This window comes from Halorubrum sp. C191 (genome assembly GCF_002727095.1).
In the GTDB taxonomy this organism is placed as follows: Archaea; Halobacteriota; Halobacteria; order Halobacteriales; family Haloferacaceae; genus Halorubrum; species Halorubrum ezzemoulense.
Genome location: NZ_NHNZ01000073.1, coordinates 1 through 16,160, shown reverse-complemented (window position 1 = coordinate 16,160; position 16,160 = coordinate 1). Strand labels below are relative to the sequence as shown.

At 67.8% G+C, this 16,160-nt stretch carries 17 protein-coding genes; 10 read left to right on the top strand and 7 right to left on the bottom strand.

Annotated features, from left to right (window positions below; genetic code table 11):
* The 3 genes from Z052_RS06105 to Z052_RS06095 form a co-directional block, all read left to right on the top strand.
* The coding region (locus tag Z052_RS06105) for a DnaJ C-terminal domain-containing protein (RefSeq protein WP_099288911.1) at positions 1 to 919 on the top strand (919 nt) is incomplete at its 5' end.
* Between the two features lie 73 nt (positions 920 to 992).
* Complete coding sequence (locus Z052_RS06100; RefSeq protein WP_094520017.1) at positions 993 to 1,313, top strand: cupin domain-containing protein; 321 nt, start codon at positions 993 to 995, stop codon at positions 1,311 to 1,313.
* Positions 1,314 to 1,398: 85 nt separating this feature from the next.
* The gene (locus Z052_RS06095) at positions 1,399 to 2,151 is read left to right on the top strand and encodes a hypothetical protein (protein WP_094520016.1); all 753 of its coding nucleotides are present in this window, start codon (positions 1,399 to 1,401) and stop codon (positions 2,149 to 2,151) included.
* 27 nt (positions 2,152 to 2,178) lie between these two features.
* On the opposite strand, the gene Z052_RS06090 is transcribed toward Z052_RS06095, so the two are convergent.
* From Z052_RS06090 to aglJ, 6 genes are all read right to left on the bottom strand, one after another.
* Positions 2,179 to 3,513, bottom strand: a complete 1,335-nt coding sequence (locus Z052_RS06090; protein ID WP_094520015.1) for an ABC transporter ATP-binding protein — start codon at positions 3,511 to 3,513, stop codon at positions 2,179 to 2,181.
* On the bottom strand, positions 3,506 to 4,564 hold the full coding sequence (locus Z052_RS06085; protein ID WP_094520014.1) for an ABC transporter ATP-binding protein: 1,059 nt from the start codon (positions 4,562 to 4,564) through the stop codon (positions 3,506 to 3,508). The genes Z052_RS06090 and Z052_RS06085 overlap by 8 nt, the downstream gene beginning before the upstream one ends.
* Positions 4,564 to 5,748, bottom strand: coding sequence for an ABC transporter permease (locus Z052_RS06080; RefSeq protein WP_049931267.1), 1,185 nt, complete (start codon positions 5,746 to 5,748; stop codon positions 4,564 to 4,566). Before Z052_RS06080 ends, Z052_RS06085 begins: the two co-directional genes overlap by 1 nt.
* A 14-nt stretch (positions 5,749 to 5,762) precedes the next feature.
* Positions 5,763 to 6,737: an ABC transporter permease gene (locus Z052_RS06075; RefSeq protein ID WP_049931266.1), complete on the bottom strand. Its 975-nt coding sequence runs from the start codon at positions 6,735 to 6,737 to the stop codon at positions 5,763 to 5,765.
* Positions 6,738 to 6,779: 42 nt separating this feature from the next.
* Entirely contained in the window at positions 6,780 to 8,669 is a 1,890-nt protein-coding gene (locus Z052_RS06070; RefSeq protein WP_049931264.1) for an ABC transporter substrate-binding protein, read from the bottom strand.
* Between the two features lie 340 nt (positions 8,670 to 9,009).
* Positions 9,010 to 10,017, bottom strand: coding sequence for an S-layer glycoprotein N-glycosyltransferase AglJ (aglJ, locus tag Z052_RS06065; protein WP_086219706.1), 1,008 nt, complete (start codon positions 10,015 to 10,017; stop codon positions 9,010 to 9,012).
* 148 nt (positions 10,018 to 10,165) lie between these two features.
* Here aglJ and Z052_RS06060 point away from each other — a divergent pair, with 148 nt between their 5' ends.
* The gene (locus Z052_RS06060) at positions 10,166 to 10,546 is read left to right on the top strand and encodes a hypothetical protein (protein ID WP_094495367.1); all 381 of its coding nucleotides are present in this window, start codon (positions 10,166 to 10,168) and stop codon (positions 10,544 to 10,546) included.
* Between the two features lie 54 nt (positions 10,547 to 10,600).
* Here the strand turns inward: Z052_RS06060 and Z052_RS06055 are convergent, their stop codons facing one another.
* Entirely contained in the window at positions 10,601 to 10,960 is a 360-nt protein-coding gene (locus Z052_RS06055; protein ID WP_086215864.1) for a response regulator, read from the bottom strand.
* Between the two features lie 176 nt (positions 10,961 to 11,136).
* On the opposite strand from Z052_RS06055, the gene Z052_RS06050 reads away from it, so the two are divergent.
* From Z052_RS06050 to Z052_RS06025, 6 genes are all read left to right on the top strand, one after another.
* The gene (locus Z052_RS06050; protein ID WP_049931258.1) at positions 11,137 to 12,168 is read left to right on the top strand and encodes a phosphate uptake regulator PhoU; all 1,032 of its coding nucleotides are present in this window, start codon (positions 11,137 to 11,139) and stop codon (positions 12,166 to 12,168) included.
* Positions 12,169 to 12,268: 100 nt separating this feature from the next.
* Positions 12,269 to 12,451 carry a hypothetical protein gene (locus Z052_RS06045; protein ID WP_049931257.1) on the top strand — a complete coding sequence of 61 codons (183 nt, stop codon included), beginning with the start codon at positions 12,269 to 12,271 and terminating at the stop codon, positions 12,449 to 12,451.
* Positions 12,452 to 12,531: 80 nt separating this feature from the next.
* On the top strand, positions 12,532 to 12,759 hold the full coding sequence (locus Z052_RS06040; protein ID WP_004598402.1) for a hypothetical protein: 228 nt from the start codon (positions 12,532 to 12,534) through the stop codon (positions 12,757 to 12,759).
* A 96-nt stretch (positions 12,760 to 12,855) separates the two neighbouring features.
* Positions 12,856 to 13,287 (top strand): CoxG family protein, encoded by a 432-nt coding sequence (locus Z052_RS06035; RefSeq protein ID WP_049931256.1) that lies wholly within the window; start codon positions 12,856 to 12,858, stop codon positions 13,285 to 13,287.
* Positions 13,284 to 14,090, top strand: coding sequence for a carbon-nitrogen family hydrolase (locus tag Z052_RS06030; protein WP_049931255.1), 807 nt, complete (start codon positions 13,284 to 13,286; stop codon positions 14,088 to 14,090). Before Z052_RS06035 ends, Z052_RS06030 begins: the two co-directional genes overlap by 4 nt.
* A 636-nt stretch (positions 14,091 to 14,726) precedes the next feature.
* Positions 14,727 to 15,767: a presenilin family intramembrane aspartyl protease PSH gene (locus Z052_RS06025; RefSeq protein WP_094519233.1), complete on the top strand. Its 1,041-nt coding sequence runs from the start codon at positions 14,727 to 14,729 to the stop codon at positions 15,765 to 15,767.
* Positions 15,768 to 16,160: the final 393 nt, after the last annotated feature.

Below are 16,160 nucleotides of genomic sequence, written 5' to 3'. Positions count from 1 at the left end.
CCTCGAACCCGCCGGCGCCGGCGGTCCCTTCGGCGGGGCCGGCGGCGCTGGCGGCGCCGGCGGGTTCGAGGACATCTTCAACCAGTTCTTCGGTGGCGGCGGTCGCGGCCGCGGCGGCGGTGGCGGCGGCAACCGCCCGCGGCAGGGGCGCGACCTCAAGACCGGACTGACGATCGACCTCGAAGAGGCGTTCAACGGGGCGACCAAGGAGGTCACGCTCACGCGACCGACCGAGTGCGACACCTGCGGCGGCGCGGGGCATCCCCCGGACGCCGACGTGGAGACCTGCCCGCAGTGTAACGGCCGCGGGCAGGTCCAGCAGGTCCAGCAGACGCCGCTCGGGCGCGTCCAGCAGACGTCGACGTGTCCCCGCTGCGAGGGCGAGGGCGAGCTGTACAGCGAGGACTGCGCCGACTGCGGCGGCGACGGCGTCGTCCGCGAGGAGGCGACGCTGTCGGTCGAGATCCCGGCCGGGATTCGCTCCGGGCAGAGCCTCCGGATGGAGCGCGAGGGCGCGCCCGGGGAGAACGGTGGCCCGAGAGGCGACCTGCTCATCGAGGTCGATGTCGACGTCGGCGACCGGTTCGAGCGCGACGGCGACGACCTCCGCGTCAACGAGGCGATATCCTTCCCGCAGGCCGTCTTCGGCGACACCGTCGAGGTGGAGACGGTCGACGGAACGGTCGAGATGGATGTCCCCGCGGGGACCCAGAGCGGCGAGACCTTCCGGCTTCAGGGCAAAGGGATGCCCCGCCTCCGTCGTCGCGGTCGCGGCGACCTCTACGTCCAGGTCGCCGTCGTCGTGCCCGAGTCGCTCAACGACGAGCAGCGCGAGGCGCTGGAGGCGTTCGCGGAGGCCGGCGGCGAGGACATCGACGTCGGCGGCGGCTTCTTCGAGAAGCTAAAAAGCTCCTTCTGAGTGGCGTTCGCGGCGCCGCGCCTCTTCCCTCACGGCCCGTAGCTTTTCGATCCCTCGCGGCGACGGTCAGCGCATGGGCTACGACACGACGGCCTACGACGACGTGGAACCGCGCGCGCCCGGGATGTTCTCCCTCCGAGAGGCGCTCGACTGCGAGCGGCTCGGCGTGACCGTCGTCGAGGCCGACGACGGCTGGGAGGGGATGGAACACGACCACGGCGACGCCGACCACGAGGAGGTGTACCTGCTGCTCCACGGCGAGGCGACGCTCACCGTCGACGGGGACGCCGTCGCCCTCGCGCCCGGCGACGCGGTCCGGGTCGACCCGGAGTCCACCCGCGACCTCGCCTTCTCGGCCGACGGCTCGAAGATGGTGATCGCCGGCGCGCCCTGACGCCGCCCCGACGCAGTCCGGTCGGGCCGCGGGGTCGCCTCCGGGACGCCGCAGCGTTAAGACGCGCGCGTTCCGAGAACCGAGTATGGAACTCGTCGGCGAACTCCTCGCGCGCGACCGACGCAGTCGCGACGTGGCGCTCGTGACGCCGGACGGCCGGGAACGGACCTCCCACGACCTGATCACGAACGGCTACAAGGCGGCGAACGTGCTCCGGTACCTCGGCGTCCGGACGGGCGCGACCGTGGCCGTCGAGCCGATTCCGGGATTCCACACGACGCTCGCGTTCCTCGGCGCGGCCGCCGTCGGGGCGCCGGTCCGGTTCGACCCGGCGGCGGGGATCGACGCCGGCGACCGCGTCGTCCTCGCACCGGTCGCGACCGCGGCCGCGCTCGATCCGGCGCCAGGAACGAACCTCGCCGCCTTCGGCGGCTCGCCCGAGCGTCCCGACACCACGCACTGGGAACAGGAGCTGTGGAGCGAGAACCCCGGGATGCCGCCGAGCGACATCGCCCCCGACGACGCCGTCGTCCGCGGGGCGGACCTGTCGGTCAGCCACCGCGACCTCTGTTCGCGCGCCGCGGCCGCGGTCGAGGCCGCCGGGATCGGAGACGAGACGCGAGTCGTCCTCAGAGCACCCTTCTCCGACCCCTCGGCGCTCGCCGCCGGCTTCGTCGCCCCGCTCTCCGCCGGCGGGACGGCGGTGCTCGCGGCGACGGGCGGCGGAGACGCGTCGGGCGACGAGTCTCGCGGCGACGTGGCGGTCGCTCCGGCGGGAAAACCAGTACCGGAGCCGCGGCGGATCGACCCGGCGTCGCTCGCGTCGACGACCGAGTGAGCGGTCCCGGCTCGGTCGCGGCCGGGATCAGTCGTCCGCGGGGTTCGGCTCCGCGGCCGCCTGACCCTCGTGTCGGAGACAGGCGGACTCGTGGTCCGGCGTGTGGACCGTCCGTTCCGGCTCGGTCTCGGCGCACGGCGTCGTGATCGCGTTTCGCAAGACCTCTCCCGCCCGCTCGTCGTTCCCGTCGATCAGGAGATCCAGCGCCTCCGAGAGGGTCCGTTCGAGGTCGGGGTCGTCGACGGTCTCCCCGATGTCGAACTCCCGGCGGATCTCCGCCTGGACCTCCGCGTCGGTCGGGTCGGAGCCGCCGGCGACGATGTTCTCGCGGACCTGTTCGACGTCGACCTCGCCCGCGCTGACCTTGTCGCGGAAGTTCAACAGCCCGCGCCAGTCGGCCTGATCGACGTCGACGCCGTCCGGTTGGATCACCTTGTGACACCGGGTGTGGAACCGACACCCGCTCGGCGGGTTCGTCGGACTCGGCACGGTGCCCTTCAGCTCGATGCCGCCGACGCTCGCGCGCGGGTCCGGCGTCGGGATCGAGGACAGCAGCGCCTCGGTGTATGGGTGTTGCGGGTCGGTGAAGATCTCCTCCACCGGCCCGATCTCGACTATCTCGCCGAGGTACATCACGGCCACGCGGTCACAGATCTGGCGGATGACGGACATGTCGTGGCTGATGAACAGAAGCGACAGCCCGAACTCGTCTTGGAGGTCGTTGATCAGCGAGAGTATCTCCGCCTGGATGGAGACGTCGAGCGCGCTCACCGGCTCGTCGGCGATGATGAGGTCCGGGTTCAACACGAGCGCCCGGGCGAGCGCGATCCGCTGTTTCTGCCCGCCGGAGAACTCGTGCGGGTACCGGTCGAAGTCGCTCGCCGAGAGCCCGACGCGTTCGAGCAGGTCCTCGACGATGGCGCGACGCCGGTGGCGGTCGCTCATCCCGTGGACCTTGAGCAGCTCGCCGACGGCGTTCCCCACGGACACCCGCGGGTCGAAGCTCGACGACGGGTCTTGGAAGATCATCTGGGCGCCCCGCCGGAACGCCATCATCTCGTCGTCGTCGAACTGCGTCACGTCGTTGGGGTGGGTTCCGTCGGGGTCGCGCGTCGCGCCCCCGCGTCCGTTCCCGTTGAAGATGACCTCGCCCGAGGTCGGCTCCTCCAAGTGGATCACCGAACTCGCCGCGGTCGACTTCCCGCACCCGGACTCGCCGACGAGTCCGAGCGTTTCGCCCTCTTCGATGTCGAAGCTGATCCCGTCGACGGCGCGGGCGGCGCCGACCTTCCGGTTGAACAGCCCCTTCCGGATCGGGTAGTGTTTCTTCAGGTCGCGGACCGAGAGCAGCGGCTCAGTCATCGGCGGGACCCACCTCGCTGTCGCCGTCGGCCGCTCCGTCGCCCGGTCCGAGCCCGTCGCTCCTGACTACCGACGGGTTGCCGCCCGGCCCGTAGTGGACGCAGGAGACCTCCTGGCTCGGCGCCACCTCGACCTCGTCCGGCTGGTCGCCGGTGCGACACGCCTCCTCGGCGTACTCGCACCGCGGAGCGAACCGGCAGCCGTCCGGCGGGTCGTGCGGGTCCGGGAGCGTCCCCGGAATGCCGCCGCCGGATCCCCCGAACTCCGGCAAACACTCCAGCAGTTGCTGTGTGTACGGATGCCCGGGGTGATCGAAGATGTCGAGGACGCCGCCCCGCTCCATCACCTTCCCGGCGTACATCACGACGATCCGGTCGGCGATCTCCGCGACGACGCCGAGGTCGTGCGTGACGAACAGGATTCCCATCTCGAACTCCTCTTGGAGGTCGTCGAGGAGCCGCAGGATCTGCGCTTGGACGGTCACGTCGAGCGCGGTCGTGGGCTCGTCGGCGATGAGCAGGTCGGGGTCCCCGACGAGCGCCATCGCGATCATCACGCGCTGCTTCTGTCCGCCGGAGAACTCGTGCGGGTAGTCGTCGAACCGCGAGCTCGCGTTCGCGATCCCGACGCGGTCCATGAGGTCGACCGCCTTCGCGCGGGCCTCGTCGTCGGAGACGTCCTGGTGGATCTGGAGCGCCTCGGTGATCTGCCACCCGACCGTGTAGCAGTGGTTCATCGCCTCCTGCGGGTTCTGGAAGATGTGTGCGATCTCGTTGCCCCGGATGTTCTGAAGCTCCGATTCGGGGAGCGACAGCAGGTCGCGCCCGTCGTACCGGACGGTCCCCTCGATCTCTCCCGGCGGGGTGTTGATAATCCGCGTGATCGACTCCGTCGCGACCGTCTTTCCGGACCCCGACTCGCCGACGATACACACCGTCTCGCCGGTGTCGACGCTGAAGTCGATCCCGTCGACCGCGGTGAGCGTTCCGTTGTCGGTGCTGAACGTCGTCGTGAGGTTTTCGACCTCGAGTAGTGGCTGATCGTCGGCCATTATTCGTTCTCCGCCTCCGCTTCGGGGTTCAGCGCGTCCAACAGCGCGTCACCGAGGAAGTTGAACGCGAGGATGGTCAGGAACAGCACGATACCCGGCGCTAACACGATCCACGGGGCGAACGAGAGGTCGCTCCGCCCGGCGGAGATGAGCTGCCCCCACGAGGGCACCGTCGAGTCGCCGATCCCGAGGAACGCGAGCTGGGCCTCCGCGAGCAGGAAGCCGGGAATGAGCAGCGTGAGCTGGGTGATGATGCTGCTCGCCGCGTTCGGCACGACGTGTCCGCGGATCACTTGATACGTGCTCGCGCCGCTGATCCGGCTCGCCTTGATGAACTCCTCCTCGGAGATCGACAGCGACTTGCTCCGGATGTAGCGGGCGGTCCCGCCCCAGGCGAACAGCGAGAACACCACGATGAACATCCCCAGCCCGGCCCCGTAGATGTACAGGATGAGCAGGAACATCAGGAACGTCGGGAACGAGAGGATGATGTCGACGAACCGCATCATGATTTCGTCGACCCACCCGCCGGCGTACGCGCTGAGCGTCCCGAACGAGATCCCGATCGTGGCGACGATAGTCGTCGTGATGAAGGCGATCTGCATGCTGATCGTCATCCCGTAGACGATCATCGTGAACACGTCCTTCCCGCCCTGCGTGGTCCCGAGCGGGTGTTGCCAGGTGCCGTAGCACCGTCCGTTCATCACCTCGCCGACGCACGTCGCCGGTGTCGTGTCGACGACGGAGGTGAACACCGGCGGCTGGTAGGCGATGAACAGGTCCTGTTGCGGCGCGTTCATGACGAGCGGGCCGACGAGCCCGCCGACGAACACGATGCCGAGCCAGCCGAGGCTCACGACCGCGGGGCGGTTGCGCTTGAACTCCTTCCAGTAGTACCGCGTCATCCGCGGGTTCTGGTACAGCGGCAAGACGAGGTACCAGAACGCCAGGAACAGCGTGAAGATGAAGAAGAAGTCGAGACTCTCCAAGTTCCGTTCGAGGCCGATGAACTCGAAGGTCGGGGTGCGCTGGCCGGTGAAGCGCCAGTCGTACACGCCGAGCAGCGCGAGCGGCAGGGTCGTCAGCAGCATCCCGATCGAGTTGGTCGACAGATCGAACCGCCCCGACCGCGAGAGGTCGTTCCAGTCGACTTGATCGAACCGTTCGGAGTCTTCAGTTGCCATTGTTTTCGGTTATGTTACCTGTCATCGTAGCTGATCCGCGGGTCGAGCACGGTGAACACGATGTCCTCGAGGAGGTTCCCGATGACGGCGACGAAGGTGAAGAACAGCGTCGTCCCCAACACGAGGTTCGTGTCCTGTGCGAGCAGCGCTTCGTAAGTCAACCGTCCCAGTCCGGGGATACCGAACACGACCTCGACGAGGAGTGACGACCCGAGGAACAGCGCGAGGAGCTGTCCCACGAGCGTCGTCGAGAGCGGGACGAGGGTCGGTCGCATGACGTGATACGCGTACGCACGAAGCGGGGAGACCCCCTTCGCCTTTGCCGTCTTCATGAAGTCGGCGTTCTGGAACTCCGCGGACTCGTTCCGGGAGACGCGCATGACGGCGCCGATCGACCCGGTGACCAACACGAACACCGGGACCGACAGCTGGATCGCGTTCTCCACGCTGAACACCGGTGCGCTCGTGTTGTAGATCACCGGTATCACCTCCAGCCACACGCCGAAGATCAACAGGAGGATGATCCCGAAAAAGAAGTTCGGGATGGCGTAGCCGAAGAAGGCGAACCCGGTCGCCGCGTGGTCCTTCCAACTGTACATGTTCGCGGCGGAGTAGACGCCGACGAGCGGCCCCAAGGTGATCGTGAGGATGGTCCACGGAATCGAGTACTGCGCGGTGTAGTACAGCGCCTGCGTGACCGCCTCCATCACGGGCTGGCTCCGGCTCACGGACCAGCCCCAGTCGAGCGTGTACACGCTCCGGATGAAGTCGAAATACCGGACGTGAAGCGGCTGGTCGAGCCCGCGCAGCTCGCGTACCCGCTCGGCCGCCTCCGCCGGATCGCCGCCTTGAAGCGCCGCCTGCGTCGCTGCCCGCTGGACGGCCGGGTTCGGCGCGGCCGAGAGCAGCAGGAACGTGATCGTGACGATAATGAGCGATACGACTGCTGCCCAGAGAACCCGAGCGGTGACGTACCTTCCAAATCCCATGTGATGTGTAAGTCGGTAGGGTGAGAACGGGGTGGCTCGCTCTTACTCGTCCGTCGACGGGTAGAACTCGGACCAGCGGGGCTGCCAGGTGAAGTGGGAGGAGGCGAGTCCGCGGTAGACCCCTTGGATCAGCTCCTCTTTGCCGATCGCCGCCGCCATCGCCTGGCGGAACGGAACGAGCTGGAACATGTTGCCCGGACCGGTGTTCCACCCGTTCGCGCGCTGGTTCACGGAGATGATCGTGTTGTACGGCGTGGGGACCTGCCGGACGGTCACGTTATCGTCTTCGCTGTACGACTCGTACTGCTCCGGCGGAATCGCCGCCGCGTCCGCCTCGCCCGTCTCGAGCGCACCGAGACGCGACGCCTGCTCTTGAACGACGCTGATCGACGCCTCCTCGAAGAGCGGCCCTTCGGAGAACAGGTCCGGCCCCTCGTCGATGTCCCGGAGGTAGTACTCGTCGTTCCGGACGTACTCGGTACCCGAGCCGCGGTTCCACTCTTCGAGCTCGAACGGCCCGAGGTTCCCCGAGAACTGGAGTTCGAGGAGCTCCTCGTCCTGCTGGAGCCCCTCCACGTCCTCCTCCTCGACGTACGGTTCGAGGAGGGCACGCGGAATCGGGTAGAGGTACGGGTCGTACGTCTGGGGCCACAGCACGTTCGACGTTTCCAGCGTCGCCTCGAACTCGAGTTCCCCGGTCTGCTCGACTTCGACGCCCTCCCAGCTGTCCGAGTCGGCGGTGTTCGCCCAATCGGCCTGTTGGACCTCCTGGATCTGATAGACGAAGTCCTCGGCGGTGACCTGCCCGTACGGCTCGCTGAACTGGAGGTTATCACGGAGTTCGAACGTCCACACCTCGCCGTCCTCCGTGGACATGTCGTACAAAAGCGGGAAGTACTCCTGGTTCTCGTCGAACGTGTAGCCGGGATCGATCGCGCGCTCGATGGCCGTTCCGGCCCCGGACTCGTTGTTGTACAGCGGGTTCAGCGTGTTGAAACTGGCTCCCGTGACCGTGTCGTACGAGCCCGACACGCTGGGGTCGTCGATGTGCCACGCCGGGAGGTCCCAGCCGTTCGAGAAGTTCTCGATCGGACCGGTGAGGTCGGGGTTGTACCCGATGATATCGTCGCCCAGAGTGAGCATGATGTAGGGCTGTTCGCGCGCGAGGTTCGCGAAGATGTCAACGAACGCCTGCCGGATCTCGTCCCGACTCGTCGCCTGCCTCGCCTGCTCGAACAGGGACTCGACGTCGAACTGCGGGTAGTAGCCGACCGGGTTGAAGTTCGCGTTCGCCCCGTCGAAGAACGTCTGGTTCGTGAGGGGGTTGAGCGGGTACGTGTTCAGCCCGAAGTTGACCGACATATCCCACGCCTCGTTGCTCGTGACGGAGCGCGGCCCCGGGTTCCGCGGTCCGGGGTTCGACCACTCCACCTCTTCGCCGTTAACCGTATCCGTCCCGCCTTCGGGGTCGCCCGAGTAGTACTCGTTACTGAACCGAGTCCCGTCGATCGCTTCGGGAGTGACGCTGATACCGAGGTTGTTCTCGAGTTCCTGTGCGATGAACTCCGCGAGGAGCTGGTTGGTCTCGGAGGCGGCGCTGTGATAGATGTCGATCTCGACCTGGTCTCCTTCGGGGTTGACCATGACGTCCCCGTCGAAGCCGTAGTCGTATTCCGACTCCTCGAACGCCTCCCGTGCCAGGTTGCGAGCGACCTCCGATCCGTAGAGGTCACCGACCCCGAACCGGGGGAAATCGGGAACCTCGACTTCGCCGCCCCCGCCGCCACCGCCGTCAGAGCCGTCCGACCCGTCACCGCCGTTTCCGGAACAGCCGGCGAGCGTTACGGCGCCGGCGAGGCCGAGCGCGGAGAGCCATTGTCGCCGGCCGATATGCCGGGAATCATCACGATTCTCAATGTTTCGCCGTGGCATACCAAGTAGTAAGATTGTGTGTATAAAAAACTTCAGACTTATGGATAGTTGTTAGGGACGATCATCTTACATCCGTGTTAGTGATCGCCGGTCTTAGGGACGTATTCATGATTGGAACGCACATTTTACCGGAAATATGGTTTTCTGTCCCTCTCCGAAGCGAAACGTAGACAGCGTCTCTCCCGTCATCGCGGCGTGCGAGTCGGCTTCGGTCGTCTGCCCTCGCGAGGCGGATCGTCGTCCGCCGCTCTCCGGTTCGGTGTTCGTCGGTCGTCCTCGCCCTCCCCAGCTTAACCGTCGCGTCGGTCTCGCTCGCCGACCGCGTCAGGCTCTCGCCGGGTCACCGCTCCGGTTCTCTCGCTTCGGGAGTTTCGTCCGGTCTGGAGGCATCCCCGCCGTCGCCGGCCGCCGCAGAGCCCCCTGTCGCTCCGCCGCCGACGGCCTGCTCGTAGCGTGCGATCTGCTCGCGGTGGAGGGTGTGGATCATGTCGGCGAGGAAGCCGAACACGAGCAGCTGGATCCCGAGGATCGTCGCGCCGACCGCGCCGACGGCGACCACCTCGTGACTGATCCCGAACGCGAGGTACCGGTACAGCACGAACGACGCCATCGCGATTCCCGCCGCGGTCGACGCCACGCCGACGCTCCCGAAGTAGAACAGCGGGTTGTTCGTCTTCGCCTTCCGGTACAGCTCTAGGAAGATCACCCCGCCGTCCCGGACAGGGTGGAGGTTCGTCGCGGAGCCGCCGGGCCGCTCTCGGTACGTGATCGGGACCACGGCGACCGGGACGCGGTTCTTCACGCACTCGACGGCCATCTCGGTCTCGATACCGAACCCGTCCGCGGTGAGGTGGAGCCGCAGGAACGACTCGCGGGTGAACGCGCGGTACCCCGAGAGGATATCGCCGTAGTCCTCGCGGTGGATCGCCCGGAACGCGAGGTTGATCAGGCGGTTGCCGACCCGGTTCAGGCGCGTCATCGCACCCGGGCGCATGTCCGCGAAGCGATCCCCGACGACGTGTTCGGCCTCGCCGTCGAAGAGCGGGTCGAGCATCGCCGCCGCGTCGTCCGCGTCGTACGTGGCGTCGGCGTCCGCCATCAGCACGTACGGGGCCTCGACGTGGTCGCGGACCGCCTCCCTGACCGCCTGCCCCTTCCCGCGGCCGGACTGTTCGACGACGCGCGCGCCGGAATCGCGGGCGATCGACTGCGTGTCGTCCGTCGAGCCGCCGTCGATAACCAAGACGTTCTCGAATCCGGCGTCCCGGAAGTCCGCGACGACGCGTGCGACCGTCTCGGCCTCGTTCATCGTCGGCAACAGGACGCAGACGCCGTCGTGATCGGTCATCAGACGAGCGATCACGGGGGAGTCGCTAAACTCTGTCCCTCCTCGCCGCCGCGACGGTCCCCTCCGGGCGTCGTCGCCTTCGCCGGCGCCGCGTCCGTGGGTGCCGCGACCACCCACACTCATGTATGTGAACACTGATCATGTGTGTATGTCTCAGCCCTCGGACGTACGCGTCGACGAACTGCTCAGCGCCGCTCGCACGGCGACGGGCGACGAACTGCGGAGCCTCACTTACTTCACGCACGACGACATCGACCAGCTGTACCTCCGCAGCGACCTGAGCCAGACCGCCGATCTCGTCGGCTTCGCCGAGAACGAGCGGCAGGGGTTCCACGCGCAGTCGATGTACGCGGACACCCAACTCGGCGACTACCGGTTCACGGTTCGCGTGTTCGAGAACGGCTACCTCACGCGCGTGATCGCGAACGACCACGGCGTCTGGGCGACCACCGACTCGATGGAGATAGACCGGTTCGAGGAACTCGCGAGCGCGCTCGCAGCGATCCTCCGCTCGTTCGACCCCGCCTGACCGTCCCCGCGGGAGCACATCTCTCCTCGTCGAGACTCGACTCCGAAAGGGCGTTTACCCGAGGTGGCTCTCGAACTCGCCGACCAGTTCCGCAGCGTCGACCGGCTTCGTCACGTAGCCGTCGGCGCCTGCCTTCACCGCCTCCATCATCTTTTCCTGTTGGTCGACGCTCGTACACATCACGATCACCGCGTCGGGCCACCGGTCTTTGATCGCCGCGGTCGCCTCGATCCCGGTCATCTCCGGCATCACGACGTCCATGGACACCGCGTCCGGCTCGTACGCCTCGAACAGCTCGACCGCCTCAGCGCCGTTTTCCGCCTCGTCGACGACCTCGAACCGGTCTTCCAGCGCGTCGCGGACGACGGTCCGCTGGAAGGAGGAGTCGTCGACGACGAGTACCCGCTCGGTCATACCATCTCTCCCTTCCTGACCGACATAAACGCGCGGATCGAACGCGCTGTTGCGCGGTCGACGGACGCGGTCGACATCTGTCGGCCTTCGGCCCGGCTCGATCACCTTGTATATTCGATGCTGCGTATAATGAACATGGGAACAAGGTTAAGGTCTATCCCGCGATACGGTGGCGTATGGAAACGCGGAAGGTCCAACGGTTGGGGCCGTCGACGCTGGCGATGACCCTTCCGGCCGAGTGGGCGCAGGAACACGGCGTGAACAAAGGCGACGAGGTGTCGCTCCGAATGGGTGGGAAGGGGACCCTCACGGTGCTTCCCGAGTCTGTGAGCTCCGAGGAGTCCGAGGCGGTGATCAACGCCGACGCGCTCGACGCGCGCTCGCTTGAACGCGCGATCGTCGCGCAGTACGTGCTGGGGCGGCGCGTGATCCACGTCCGCAGCGAAGGCGCGCTCGACAGCGAACACATCAACGCCGTCTACAAGGCGGAGACCCAGCTGATGGGGCTCGGCGTCATCGAGGAGACGCCCGAGGACATCTCGATCCGCTGCTCCGTCGACCCCGAGGACTTCACCCTCGACAACCTCCTCGAACGGCTGGAGAACACCGGCTCCACCATGCGCGGCGAGGGCGTGAAGGCGCTCGCGCACGGCAACCCCGACCTCGCGCAGCGCGCGCTCAACCGCGAGCGGCAGGCGAACAAGATCTTCGTCCTCCTGTTGCGGCTCATCTTCACCGCCTACCAGAACCCGAACCTCGCGCGCGCCGTGGGCTTGGAAGAGGGGTTCCCGCTCATCGGCTACCGCTCCGTCGCGAAGAACCTCGAACTCACCGCCGACAACGCGGAGGACATCGCCGAGATCGTGATGGAGGCCGACGGGCACACCCTCGACGTCGACAGCGCGACGATGCGGCAGATCCGCGAGTTCACCGATCAGGTGGACGAGCTGACCGCGCTCGCGGTCCGCGCCGTCGTCGAGCGCGACTACGACCTCACCGTCGAGTGCCGCGACCTGTTCTCGCGGCTGGAGGACCGCGAACAGGAGATCCTCGACGAGCTGCCGAACGACCTGGACAACGAGACGCTGCTCATGACCCGCGAGGTGCTCGTCAGTCTCCAGCACACCGCCGAGTACGCCATGCGGAACGCCGAGATCGCCGCGAATCTCGCCCTCAACGAGGCGTCCGAACACGTCGAGATCATCTGAGGCGGGCGTGGCGCCCGCGTCACGGCTGCCTCCGGTGACTACCAGCCGTCGGCGTCACGCGGTTCGTATGAACTAAGTGGCCCCCCGCGAAGCGGTTCGTATGAGCGAGGCTTCCATCGAATCGGACAAAGAGGTCGGCGTCGCGCTCGCGCTCGGCGCCGTCGCGGCCGTCAGCGCCGTGGTGATGCTAGCGTACCCGGGGCAGCTCGGGAAAGCGTGGGGGTTCGCGGGCGCGTTCGTCTTCGCGACGCTCGCCGTCGGCGCGGTTCAGTTGTTCAGCTGACCGGGCGCTCCCCGCCGTCGACCGGCCGTCCGGTTCCAGAACGAGAAACCGTTAATAGCGTCAGACGCGTAGATGGGACAATGAGCGAGTACACCGAGGAGGAACAGCGGATCCTCGCGTACCTCACGGACAGCGTCACCCGTGGTGAGCGGTACGTTCGCTCGAAGACGATCGCCGACGCGATCGGACTCACCGCGAAACAGGTCGGTTCGCGGCTTCCCCGCCTCGCCGAGAAGTCGGACGACGTCGACATCGAGAAGTGGGGTCGCGCCAAGTCGACGACCTGGCGCGTGACGCCCGACGGGTGAGGCTCGCGCCGGCGATCCCCCGGTGCCCCGCCCCGTCCTTCGCGGTCGACTCCGTCGACGCGCAATTTTAACACCCGTAGCCCTAAACGGAGACGTATGACCGTTCGAGTCTCCCGGACGTTCGAGTTCGACGCGCCGCCAGCCGACGTGTGGGCGTTCATCTCGGACGCGGAGCAGCGCGCGGGCGCCATCAGCGTGGTCGACTCCTTCGAAGTTCACGACGACCGAACCGCGACCTGGCACGTCGCGCTCCCGATACCGATGATCCGCTCGACGATCGACGTCGAGACGGAGGAGGTCGCGCGCGACCCGCCGAACCGAGTGAAGTTCGTCGGGAAGTCGCGGGCGTTCCGCGTGACCGGAGAACACGAGATCACCGAGACCGACGACGGCGGCTGTCGGCTCGCCAACGAGTTCGTCGTCGACGGGAGCCTCCCGGGCGTCGAGTCCTTCTTCAAGCGCAACTTCGACGCCGAACTGGACAACTTGGAGGACGCGCTCCGGGCCTCGCTCGCCTCGCCGGCATGAGGCTCGCCGGCGTCCAGCTGGCGGTCGAGGGCGGCGACGTCGAGGCGAACGTCGCGCGGGCGCTCGACCGCGTCCGGGGGGCCGCCGCCGAGGGCGCGGACCTCGTCGTCCTCCCCGAGCTGTTCGACGTCGGGTACTTCGCGTTCGACTCGTACGGCCGCGCCGCGGAGAGCCTCGCCGGCGACCGCCTCGCCCGGTTCGCGGCCGCGGCCGACGCGAACGACGTGGCCGTGCTCGCCGGCACGGTCGTCGAGGACCTGTCGGCGTCGGCCGCGGACGGGTTGGCGGTCCCGGCCGAGTCCGGGCTCGCGAACGCCGCGGTGCTTTTCGACGCCGACGGCGAGCGCCGGCTCGTCTACCGGAAGCGGCACCTGTTCGGCTACGGCTCCGAGGAGACGGACCGGATGGTGCCCGGCGAGCGGACGCCGGTGGTCGACCTCGCGGGCGTCACGGTCGGGGTGACGACCTGCTACGACCTCCGATTCCCGGAACAGTTCCGCGCGATGGCCGATCGGGGCGTCGAGTGCGTGCTGGTCCCGAGCGCGTGGCCGTATCCGCGGATCGAGCACTGGCGGACGCTCGGACGGGCGCGGGCCATCGAGAACCTGACGTACGTCGCCGCGGTCAACGGGAGCGGTCGGTTCGGTGACGACGAACTCTGCGGGCGGAGCGCGGTGTACGACCCGTGGGGGACCGCGCTCGCGTCGGTCGGCGACGAACCGGGCGTCGTCACCGCCGCCGTGGACCCCGAGCGGGTCGCGACGGTCCGCGAGGAGTTCCCCGCGCTCCGCGACCGTCGCTGAGCCGGCTCGCGGCGCGTCGTCTCCCGCGACGAACGCCCCCTCGACCGGATCCGGATCTCACACATTTATACGCGTGAGGCACGTACCCTATTTTGCCGAAGACCGACGCTTTTCTCGTTGGAATTCGGCGTTAATCGATCCGCGCGCCCGTCCCGACCGCTCGGGCGGCGACGCCGACGACAGCCCGGGGGTCCGCTGTCCGGCCGCCGCCCGCCGCCTCTCGCCGCCGCCTCGCCTTTCGCCCATCGCTCCTCGACTCCTCCCCTTTCGCCCACCGCTTCTCGACTCATCTCCTTCCGTCGTCTCCAAGCCGTGAGCCTCCGCTACGGCTCATCGTCCGGTCCGCCAATGAAAATATCCGTGCTGATAACTCGGGCGATACGTTCTTACGTCGCTCGGCTGAGTAGGTAAACGCCGCGGACGAATCCGGCCGGCCCCATCCCGTTTCGGGCGGGCCGGCCGGCCACTCGCTTCCACCGTCCGTCGTCCGTCGGCTTGGGTTCGGGTCCACCCGCTCCCACACCGAGCCCGAACCCGTTTCTGTGGGCCGCCGATTCCTCGATAGCGGTCGGTACCGTCGGCGCCCGCGGCCCGAAGCGCAAGGACGAAACCCTCGGCCGACGAACCGACGGTCGAATGTTCCCCCGCGAGTACCGCGGCGTCGCCTTCGTGGTCGGGCTGTTCCTGGTCGTTCAGGTGGGCGCGCTGGCGCTGGTCCCGGAGTTCGCCGCGAGCGGTTATCAGGCGGTCGAGAACCCCGACAACCCCGCAAACAGCGTGCTGTACGTCGTCGCCATCGTCGCGATGACCGGAGTGATGCTGGCGGCGTTCCGGTACGACTTCGACGGGGCGATCCGGCTGCTGATCGTCGGCGTCTCGGCGTGGCTCTCGTGGTACGTGTTCTCCGCGCTCGTTCCGCCGCTCGCGGCGGCCGTCCCCGCGGTCGCGGTCGCAGTCGGCCTGCTCGTCCACCCCGAGTGGTACGTGATCGACACCGCGGGGGTGTTGATGGGCGCGGGCGCCGCCGGGCTGTTCGGTATCTCCTTCGGCCTGTTGCCCGCGCTGATCCTCCTCGCCGTCCTCGCCGTCTACGACGCGGTCTCCGTCTACGGCACCGAACACATGCTGTCGCTCGCGGAGGGCGTGATGGACCTGAACATCCCGGTCGTGCTGGTGATCCCGCTGTCGGTGTCGTACTCCCTGCTCGACGGAGAGGCGGCCAGCGACGAGGCCGCGGGGGTCGACGCGGACGAGGAGGTCGATGCGGACAGCGAAACCGACGCGGAAGCGGAAGGCGATGTAGACGCGGCGGCTGACACGAGCCCGGACGCTGACGCGGCAGGCGAGGTTCCGGACTCGCCCGAGCCGGGCGACCGCGACGCCTTCTTCATCGGTCTCGGCGACGCCGTCATCCCGACGGTGCTGATCGCCAGCGCGGCGACGTTCTCACCGGCCGCGAACCTCGCCGTCCCCCTCCTCGGCGTCAACCTCCCCGCGCTGCTCGCGATGGTCGGGACCCTCGGCGGGCTGCTCGTCCTCATGCGGTGGGTGATTCGGGGGCGAGCGCACGCGGGGCTCCCGCTGTTGAACGGCGGCGCGATCGGTGGGTATCTGATCGGTTCGATCGCCGCCGGGGTCCCGCTCCTCGAAGCGCTGGGGCTCGCGACGTTCTTTTAACTCGGCTCGGGTGTAGCGGTTCGTCCGTCCGCGTGTACGCCCGAAACCTCGACTTCTCGGCCGTCTGTTGGCCTCGTCTATTAGCGCCTATCTGGGGTGACCACCGCCGGAGCCCCAGCCGCGGGGCGGGCAGACGCTCGCTGTCGTTCGAGACGCCGAAGGCGTCTCGTGACGACGAGAGAGCTTCGCTCTCTCGAACCACGCTCCTCGTCGCTCGCTTCACTCGCCCCTGCGGCGCTTGCGTCGCCTCTGCCCGCCCCACGGCTGCCTCTTCGAGTCCCGCCCCGCGGCTGCCCCTTCGAGTCCCGCCCGACCGCGACCGCCCCGCACCTCGCGCCTCCCCAGCCTCGCGGTTCGCGCTCTCCGAGCGCTCACCGCGTCCCTCGCGCGTGC

What these genes read in the sequence shown, in the direction of transcription:
- Z052_RS06100 (WP_094520017.1), top strand. Translation starts at nt 993, where the DNA reads ATGGGCTACGACACGACGGCCTACGACGACGTGGAACCGCGCGCGCCC.
- Z052_RS06095 (WP_094520016.1), top strand. Translation starts at nt 1,399, where the DNA reads ATGGAACTCGTCGGCGAACTCCTCGCGCGCGACCGACGCAGTCGCGAC.
- Z052_RS06090 (WP_094520015.1), bottom strand. Translation starts at nt 3,513, where the DNA reads ATGACTGAGCCGCTGCTCTCGGTCCGCGACCTGAAGAAACACTACCCG.
- Z052_RS06085 (WP_094520014.1), bottom strand. Translation starts at nt 4,564, where the DNA reads ATGGCCGACGATCAGCCACTACTCGAGGTCGAAAACCTCACGACGACG.
- Z052_RS06080 (WP_049931267.1), bottom strand. Translation starts at nt 5,748, where the DNA reads ATGGCAACTGAAGACTCCGAACGGTTCGATCAAGTCGACTGGAACGAC.
- Z052_RS06075 (WP_049931266.1), bottom strand. Translation starts at nt 6,737, where the DNA reads ATGGGATTTGGAAGGTACGTCACCGCTCGGGTTCTCTGGGCAGCAGTC.
- Z052_RS06070 (WP_049931264.1), bottom strand. Translation starts at nt 8,669, where the DNA reads ATGCCACGGCGAAACATTGAGAATCGTGATGATTCCCGGCATATCGGC.
- aglJ (WP_086219706.1), bottom strand. Translation starts at nt 10,017, where the DNA reads ATGACCGATCACGACGGCGTCTGCGTCCTGTTGCCGACGATGAACGAG.
- Z052_RS06060 (WP_094495367.1), top strand. Translation starts at nt 10,166, where the DNA reads ATGTCTCAGCCCTCGGACGTACGCGTCGACGAACTGCTCAGCGCCGCT.
- Z052_RS06055 (WP_086215864.1), bottom strand. Translation starts at nt 10,960, where the DNA reads ATGACCGAGCGGGTACTCGTCGTCGACGACTCCTCCTTCCAGCGGACC.
- Z052_RS06050 (WP_049931258.1), top strand. Translation starts at nt 11,137, where the DNA reads ATGGAAACGCGGAAGGTCCAACGGTTGGGGCCGTCGACGCTGGCGATG.
- Z052_RS06045 (WP_049931257.1), top strand. Translation starts at nt 12,269, where the DNA reads ATGAGCGAGGCTTCCATCGAATCGGACAAAGAGGTCGGCGTCGCGCTC.
- Z052_RS06040 (WP_004598402.1), top strand. Translation starts at nt 12,532, where the DNA reads ATGAGCGAGTACACCGAGGAGGAACAGCGGATCCTCGCGTACCTCACG.
- Z052_RS06035 (WP_049931256.1), top strand. Translation starts at nt 12,856, where the DNA reads ATGACCGTTCGAGTCTCCCGGACGTTCGAGTTCGACGCGCCGCCAGCC.
- Z052_RS06030 (WP_049931255.1), top strand. Translation starts at nt 13,284, where the DNA reads ATGAGGCTCGCCGGCGTCCAGCTGGCGGTCGAGGGCGGCGACGTCGAG.
- Z052_RS06025 (WP_094519233.1), top strand. Translation starts at nt 14,727, where the DNA reads ATGTTCCCCCGCGAGTACCGCGGCGTCGCCTTCGTGGTCGGGCTGTTC.